Source organism: Brevundimonas vesicularis (genome assembly GCF_044807075.1).
In the GTDB taxonomy this organism is placed as follows: domain Bacteria; phylum Pseudomonadota; class Alphaproteobacteria; order Caulobacterales; family Caulobacteraceae; genus Brevundimonas; species Brevundimonas vesicularis_G.
In genome coordinates, this window is sequence record NZ_CP085235.1 from 127,648 (window position 1) to 134,461 (window position 6,814).

Here is a 6,814-nt window from a genome sequence, read left to right on the forward strand (position 1 = left end):
GATTCCAGTAACACCGCTCGGCTTATGTTCAACTCACAGTGGCGGGGGAGAGCCGCGTGTTTGTCGTGATAGCCGCTTCAGGTATCGGGATCGCCGCCTCTGGCTGGGCGGCGCTGCGCTGGCGCGCCCGCCGTGCTGCAGAAGCGCCTGTTCACGAGGAACTATGCCGCCTCATGCTCGCCGCGGCAAAGCCCGCCTTGCGGGCGTCGCCCACGGTGACGCACGGGCGCACGGTCGACGGGGCCTGGATCATCCCCGAAGGCTTCCCGCATGACTTCGTCACGGGATGGGAGGAGGTCCGCCACTATCTCGGCACCACATGCGGCGGCGAAGGCCTCGCTCGCCGCCGGAGACGACTCCGCCGGGCCTGCCGCGCAGTCCGGCGCGACCTCGACCCGGCGCAACGCGATCGCCTACGGACGATCTGCGAGACCTATGGCGGCTAGGCCGCGTCCGGCCGCTCGAATTCTCTCGCGACCTTCAGCAGCAACGCCCGGTTCGGCGCCGGCATACGCGAGAAGCTCTCCGCCAGCTCGTGGCTTCCCTTGATGGCGCCGAAGCCCGCCTGGGGGCTTGCCGCCTCTACACCGTGCACCGGGAAGACATCCCCCGGATGGAAGTCCAGGACGCCCGCGATCCGGTGCAGCATCGAGGCCGAAATCCTGTTCGCGCCTTTCTCGTATTTCTGAATCTGCTGGAAGGTCACCTTCACCGCCTTGCCCAGGGACTGCTGGTTCATCCCGGCGCGGAGCCGATACGCCTTCACCGCCAGCCCGACATGCACATCCACGGGGTCCGGACCTTCGTCTTCCACCTTGCCGCTCATCTCAATCTCCAACGGATTACCACAACCCCCACTGGCATATTCGCTCACAGGTTCACTGTCACGGGGGAGGGCGCAGATCGACGAACCCACTCCCTCCGCCCCGGCCCTTCTGCAGAAACCGCCCGGGCTTCGGACTGACGGCCCCTGCGCAAAAGGGGGGCGAACCCCCCTCCCTTAGTGGACGCTCTCGATGGCCGACAGCACCCGGTGGAACTGGTGGAACACCCGCTCGCTCGGACGAGTAGCGGTCCAGTCCGCCCAAGCCTGCAGCTTCTGTTTCCGGCTCAGCTTCTCCCAGCCTGCGGCCAGTTGCTGCGCCTGGTCGATCATCTGTTCGACGATGACCTGGTGACGGTTGGCGGTTTGGATCGAAACGGTTTGCATGGCGAAGCCTCCATTGAAGCCGCCCCCAACGGGCGGCGATGAAGCCTTCGGGGCACGGTGGGCCCCGGCCAGTCACCGGAGCGACGGCTCTTGCCGGCGCGGAGGGGAACGGCGAAGCCGTTGACGGGCAGGGTGCCGTGAAACGATGCGTAATCGACGCGCGTGGGGCCTGTGGCCGCGACTAGCGGCCACTCGATCCGGGTAGAGAGCGCAGCGAACGGACCGGGAACCGGCGGGGCCGCATCCTCGCCGTTCAGGGGCGGATGCCCATCACCGATCTCTGGGCCAGCCACTCATTGACCAGCACAGACCCCGTCGGACGCCCTTCGTACAGGGCATAGGCTCATGGTGACGACGATGGATCGCTGTCCTCTTCGACGGCTTCGTCGCTTCGAATGCCTTTGCTGAAGGCCGAGGCGGGGAGGGGGTGGGCGTCTGGCTCTGGGCCCGTCCCCGGGCGTCTTGGGGGCGTCGGAGTTGGGCGCGTTCGGGGGCGCGTCATTGTGGAAGCATCGGGACGTTGATGGACCAAGGGCGGCCTGTCCAACAGGCTTCAGCGCGTTTTCCGCTCACCTGAAGGATGGGTTCCCCCGGCTGGGCGGGTAGCCGCAATGGATCACTCTTAACCTACGACGGGTCGGGTTCTTACCGAAGGCAACCCCGCTGCGCGGGGCGAGCCTGGCGGACCCTCACGGCGCTGCGCGCCTCGGCCTTCCGCGCTGCGCTTGTGCAGGCCGGTTTCCACCAGTCTCGGCCTTCGGACGTCCCCTTGTCCCCGTCGCTGACGGTCTCGTGATCGCGGCAGTGCCCGCGAGCCGGACGGGAAATCCCGACCGGTGAGAAAGAAGGAAAACGACGATGCTGAACCAAGTTGAACTGATCGGCCGCCTGGGCAACGACCCGGAGTTCCGCACCCTGAACAGCGGCGACCGCGTGTGCAACATCCGGCTGGCCACGACCGAAACCTGGAAGAACGATGCCGGCGAGCGCAAGGAGCGCACCACCTGGCACACCGTCGAGGTCTTCGGCAAAGGCAAGGTCAACGCGATCGAGAAGTGCCTGCGCAAGGGTTCGCTGGTCCACATCATCGGCCAGCTGCGCTACGACGAGTACGAGAAGGACGGCGTCAAGCAGGTCCGCGCCAAGATCAACCTGAGCGGCCCGAAGCACCAAGTCATCTTCCTGGACAAGAAGCCGACCGAACAAGCCGACGACGAGCCCGGCTCGGAAGGCTGATCCGCCAGCAGCGGCCCCCCGGGAAACCGGGGGGCCTTTTGGTTTGCGAAACCACAGCAGCCTGGAGGCTCACATGTTCGATAGCATCCAAAGCACCCCACCCTGGGACGAGGTCCAGCCCCGGCCGGACCATCCGGGACCCTTCGCGGTGATGCACCGGCCCCACGGCCGGCTCAACATCGAGACCCGCTTCTACGGTCCGTTCGACAGCTTCGACGAGGCCTATGACGCGATGGACTCGATCCCCGCTCTCGGCTTCGCCGTCGAGCTGCCGGGCGTGAAGTGGATCGTGCCGCTGGAGCGTCTGCCGTGAGCAGCCGGCGGCCCGAGGGGGACACTGGTCCCTGGTTCAGAAACACGTATGAGTGCCCGTGCGGCACGGAATGGAGCGACGAATGGTCATGCGCCTGCGACGACGACTGTCCCGACTGCGGGACCACCTGTTCACCTTCGGACAGCGAGGAGGCCGACTGATCGGCCGCGGGCTGGCCTTGGCGTCCGGCGTCTTCCGTCCGGACCATCCCAAGGTCACCGAGGAGCGCCTGAAACTCGGCGCCAACGGTTGCCAGACGGCGGCTCTCACGCTGGCCGTGGCGGTGTTCGTCACGCCCCAGCTGAACGCGGCCTTCGTGGTCACGCCAGCGTGGATCATCTCAAGCGGCATCGGCGTTATGTTGCTGATCGTGGCGGCCCACGCTCTTTTGGGCTATATTCCCAATCCACAGACGCCCCAGAAGGAGGATCGTCCATGATTGAAGTTGGTCTCTTCGGTGTCGGCCTCGCCGCTGGCGCGGTCATCGCCTGGTTCGTGAAGCCGCTTGTTGCTGGCTTTGTCGCCGGTCTTCAGGCCTCGGCCACGCAGCCGACCATCCCGGCCGAGTAGATTTCTCGCACCGCCATTCGAGGCCCCGCCGTTCCCCGGCGGGGCCTTTTTCGTTTTATCCGCTCAGCGCTGGCTCTCGCCGCCTGCGAAGGCCGTCCGCGCGAAGCGCGGTCGCTTTCTGTGCGCTTGGCCTAGCTGGACGCCGTCCGTGCCGTCTAAGGTCGCTCTATGCCCGCTCGCGGGCATAGAGCGGTCGTCTCACTCCCCCCCGACGTCGACCGCTCCAGAGATCCTGACGGCGTTCTCCTGCTTTCCGCCGTTGGGGTCTCTGTAAGGGGAGGGGGCGCGCGGTTCTGTCCCATCCCACCGTGAGGGCTCCGCCGGTTATCCCGTCAACGGCTAAAGCCGTTCCCCTCGCGCCGCCGAAGGCGGCGCTTCGGTGACGGGCCGGCACCTCACGTTCGGATTGCTCCATCACCGCCCAGCCCGGGCGGTCTTCACTGGAGGATCCCATGACTGCCGTTTCCATCGAAACCATTCAGCCTGACCCCGCCGTCATCTTCGATGACGCGACCGCTGCGCTCGATGAGGATTTCGACGACGATACCGATTTCACAGGGGACGATGACGACATCGACGACGTCCCCGCGCAGCGGGGTCGCTCGCGGGAGCCTTCGTACATCGATCTCCGCGATGCCGCCGTGTTGCGCATGGCGCCCGATCTCCCGGCCGACCAGGCCGGACTGGACACTGTGGCGCGCGAAGCGTTCGAGGCCTTCCACGCGGCCGTCGTCATAGGCGACGAGGCCGCCATGATGGCCGCCAGCATTCGCTATGATGCGGTTGTCTGGAAACTCAACGGCGGCGCCTTCTTCGCCTGCGAGGCAGGCAACGAGGCGGTTTCACCCCGCCTGCGGGCACGCCTTGCCGCCGCTCCGGGTGCTGTCCCCCTGTGGGGCCAGTCCGGAGAGTTCCTGGTCGATCATGCCGGCATCAGGGCGATCGTCATCGCCCGGGGCGGGCCTTCGTCCCTGCAGGTCGAATTCCGCGCCGTGTCCGCCACCGGCCCATTCATCTCCAACACGGGTTATCGGTCCCTGTGCGGCTGCCGGCCGATTTACGAGACGACCATGGATGAGGCCGCCAGAATCTGGATCAGCCAGATCCTGACCGAGAAGAAGGGCCGGGAGTTCATCGGCCCCCAATACCGTAATCGCGACTTCCTCGCGGCGTTCCCCTGGGCCGAGGCCGGCGAAGCGGCCTCTCCGGCCCAATACCAGGAGCCGACCGGGCAGTTCGCCTTCAGCTTCTAGCCCGGGCGGGTCGCGTGAGGCGCGACCCGCTTCGTCGTCCCCTTGTCCAGCTGCAGCCCTGTTGCGATCTGAGGGGGCCATACATCGCGAGCCCCTTCATGTCCCAGACCCATACCCTCACCGCAGACGACTACGGCGTGCTGGCCAACGCGGATGCGGCGGCCGACGGCCGCTGTCGCATCAGCCCTTCGGCCAGCCCTGAAGGGCGCGAGGCCACCAAGGCGGCCCTGCGTCACCTCCATCGCCTAGCAGATGAGGGTTATCTTGCGGAGGTCCCCGTGCCGCATCGTCCGGACTTCCCGGTCTTCGCCCTGACCGAGACGGGACGGACGGCGCTGGCCGCACGCACGGCAGGTTCCGCAGCAGACTGATCGGATTCGGCATCTGTCGGCCCGGCCCATCGTTCGTGGGCGCCCACACTCGGCGGCAAGGGACGCTTCGCTCTGAAGCCCTTGCCGCCTTCGTGAGCCCACTACCGCCAGGCTCCGGCCGCCAGCGAGGCGGCTTCAAAAGGAGCCTCCCATGTCTGCAGCACAGGCTACCCTGCCCGGGTTGTTCGCCACCTCGGCGCAAAGCGCCCTTGTGGCCTCGATGTCCCCTGACGAGGCCATTGGCTTCGTCGCCTGTTCCATCATGTCGGTCGCCCAGGCCTGCGGTTGCGATCCTGTCGCGAACACCGTCGATCGCAAGCTGCAGAACGACATTCGCTTCCGCTCGGCCATGAGCCAGGCCGTAGGCCTGTCGCTCGCCCTCGATGATCGGGCCCGGAAGCTAGCCAGCGACCGTTGCGCCTTCCTCACCAAGCATCTGCGCGATCGCGGCGCCGGCGGCATTGCGGGCAAACTTGCCCGCGCCGCCTATCTTCTCGGCCGCGCAGCGCAGGCGGTCGAAGAGACGACCGACATGACCGAGGCCCTCGCGCTCCTGGATGAGGCGATCGTGCTTCATGCGATCATCCACCAGCAAGATGTCGCCGTCGCCCGCGCCCGCCACCAGCTCGGCATCCTCAACCGGGCGCAGCCCGGTCGTCGCCTTCACTAGGCGGGCGCTGTTCCGCATCCTGCGGACCGGCGCTAGTCGCGCGGGTCTGTCTTGTCTCAGGTTGCGCCATGTCCAATCTGAGACTTGAGACGGAGTCACCCATGATCGGCTATGCCCGCGCGCTTCGCCGCGGCCCCGCTCTTATCGCCCAGCGCGAGCGGCTGGTCGCCGCCGGCGTCCGCGAGGTCCATGAGGACCTTCGCGGCGGGGCCACGGTCCTTCGGCCAGCGCTGGACCGCGCGATAGCGGCGCTTTCGCCCGGCGGCGTTCTCTACGTCACCGCACTGGACCGCTTCGGGCGGGACCATCGGCAGATCTTCGATCTGGCCGTCAGGCTGCAGGAAACGAGCCTGCACCTGGTCGCGCTCGATGACGGTATCGACACCCGGCATGACGGCGGGGCGTTCTTCCGTTTCGCCGCCATGATGCTCGCCCACGAGGCCCGGGCTGCAGAGGATCGCCGCGCAGAGCGCGAGATCCTCGACGCTCCGCGTCCGCCCGGTCCCAAGCAGGCAATCACCGACGCGGCATGGGCAGAGGTGTCACCCTTGCTCGCGACGGGAACCATCACCGTCGAACAAGCCGCCGATCGGCTCGGCGTTGGCCGGGCCACCGTCTACCGTCGCCTTGGCCGGAATGAGAACGGGACGTGAACAAACGCTTGCGTTCGCGCTGTCGAGTCCTCTAGACCGTCCGCTGGCAGGGGCGCTTAGGCCAGCGACGTCAGGACCGTGGGACGCAAGAACCCAGACCGCTACACCCGTGAGGACTGGCGCGCTGTCTGCGGCACAGTCGACTCGATGCGGACCAAACGCTGGCGGGTCACCGTCGTGTGCAACCGCTGCCACCTCAACATGGGCGTCGATCTTCGCGTCATGGCCTTCCTCCTCGGCGGGGAGGGCGTCCTGTGGAACCGACACCCGCACTGCCGGCGGGTCGGTTGCGAGGGCCGGGTGACCTTCTGGGCCCAACCGCCCGAGGTCTACACCGCCTTTCCTCTCCGGGCTGAATGGCCCGTTCGCGAATAGCGAAACCGCTCATTCCAGCATCGCACGGGTCCAGGCGCGGCCGCCGCGATCAATCACGCCCAAAGAGGTCGGGGACATCGTCCCCGCAACGGCTCCGCCGTCCTCCACTTCGTTGCGGCCCTCCGGGTGCAGGTCCTCCTTACCCCCGACAGGCAAGGGGCGT

At 67.0% G+C, this 6,814-nt stretch carries 12 protein-coding genes; 10 read left to right on the forward strand and 2 right to left on the reverse strand.

The genetic code is table 11. The features are described from left to right. Positions 1 to 56: 56 nt before the first annotated feature. Positions 57 to 446: a hypothetical protein gene (locus LG306_RS17130; protein ID WP_153923450.1), complete on the forward strand. Its 390-nt coding sequence runs from the start codon at positions 57 to 59 to the stop codon at positions 444 to 446. Here the strand turns inward: LG306_RS17130 and LG306_RS17135 are convergent. Beyond that, positions 443 to 826 carry a helix-turn-helix transcriptional regulator gene (locus LG306_RS17135; RefSeq protein WP_153923451.1) on the reverse strand — a complete coding sequence of 128 codons (384 nt, stop codon included), beginning with the start codon at positions 824 to 826 and terminating at the stop codon, positions 443 to 445. The genes LG306_RS17130 and LG306_RS17135 overlap by 4 nt on opposite strands. A 174-nt stretch (positions 827 to 1,000) precedes the next feature. Beyond that, the gene (locus LG306_RS17140) at positions 1,001 to 1,210 is read right to left on the reverse strand and encodes a hypothetical protein (RefSeq protein ID WP_219352628.1); all 210 of its coding nucleotides are present in this window, start codon (positions 1,208 to 1,210) and stop codon (positions 1,001 to 1,003) included. Positions 1,211 to 2,068: 858 nt separating this feature from the next. On the opposite strand from LG306_RS17140, the gene LG306_RS17145 reads away from it, so the two are divergent. From LG306_RS17145 to LG306_RS17185, 9 genes are all read left to right on the forward strand, one after another. Continuing rightward, the gene (locus LG306_RS17145) at positions 2,069 to 2,446 is read left to right on the forward strand and encodes a single-stranded DNA-binding protein (protein WP_219352629.1); all 378 of its coding nucleotides are present in this window, start codon (positions 2,069 to 2,071) and stop codon (positions 2,444 to 2,446) included. A 73-nt stretch (positions 2,447 to 2,519) separates the two neighbouring features. Continuing rightward, a complete protein-coding gene (locus tag LG306_RS17150) occupies positions 2,520 to 2,759 on the forward strand; it encodes a hypothetical protein (protein WP_153923454.1) in 240 nt (79 codons plus the stop codon). A gap of 82 nt (positions 2,760 to 2,841) precedes the next feature. After that, positions 2,842 to 3,198 carry a hypothetical protein gene (locus LG306_RS17155; protein ID WP_153923455.1) on the forward strand — a complete coding sequence of 119 codons (357 nt, stop codon included), beginning with the start codon at positions 2,842 to 2,844 and terminating at the stop codon, positions 3,196 to 3,198. Beyond that, positions 3,195 to 3,329, forward strand: coding sequence for a hypothetical protein (locus LG306_RS17160; protein WP_255488867.1), 135 nt, complete (start codon positions 3,195 to 3,197; stop codon positions 3,327 to 3,329). Before LG306_RS17155 ends, LG306_RS17160 begins: the two co-directional genes overlap by 4 nt. A gap of 452 nt (positions 3,330 to 3,781) precedes the next feature. After that, positions 3,782 to 4,582: a hypothetical protein gene (locus tag LG306_RS17165; protein WP_219352630.1), complete on the forward strand. Its 801-nt coding sequence runs from the start codon at positions 3,782 to 3,784 to the stop codon at positions 4,580 to 4,582. A 98-nt stretch (positions 4,583 to 4,680) separates the two neighbouring features. After that, positions 4,681 to 4,953 (forward strand): PadR family transcriptional regulator, encoded by a 273-nt coding sequence (locus LG306_RS17170; protein ID WP_219352631.1) that lies wholly within the window; start codon positions 4,681 to 4,683, stop codon positions 4,951 to 4,953. 151 nt (positions 4,954 to 5,104) lie between these two features. Then, positions 5,105 to 5,623 (forward strand): hypothetical protein, encoded by a 519-nt coding sequence (locus tag LG306_RS17175; RefSeq protein WP_219352632.1) that lies wholly within the window; start codon positions 5,105 to 5,107, stop codon positions 5,621 to 5,623. Positions 5,624 to 5,724: 101 nt separating this feature from the next. Further along, on the forward strand, positions 5,725 to 6,276 hold the full coding sequence (locus LG306_RS17180) for a recombinase family protein (RefSeq protein ID WP_404419816.1): 552 nt from the start codon (positions 5,725 to 5,727) through the stop codon (positions 6,274 to 6,276). Positions 6,277 to 6,354: 78 nt separating this feature from the next. After that, positions 6,355 to 6,651, forward strand: a complete 297-nt coding sequence (locus LG306_RS17185) for a hypothetical protein (protein ID WP_153923460.1) — start codon at positions 6,355 to 6,357, stop codon at positions 6,649 to 6,651. Positions 6,652 to 6,814 lie beyond the last annotated feature (163 nt).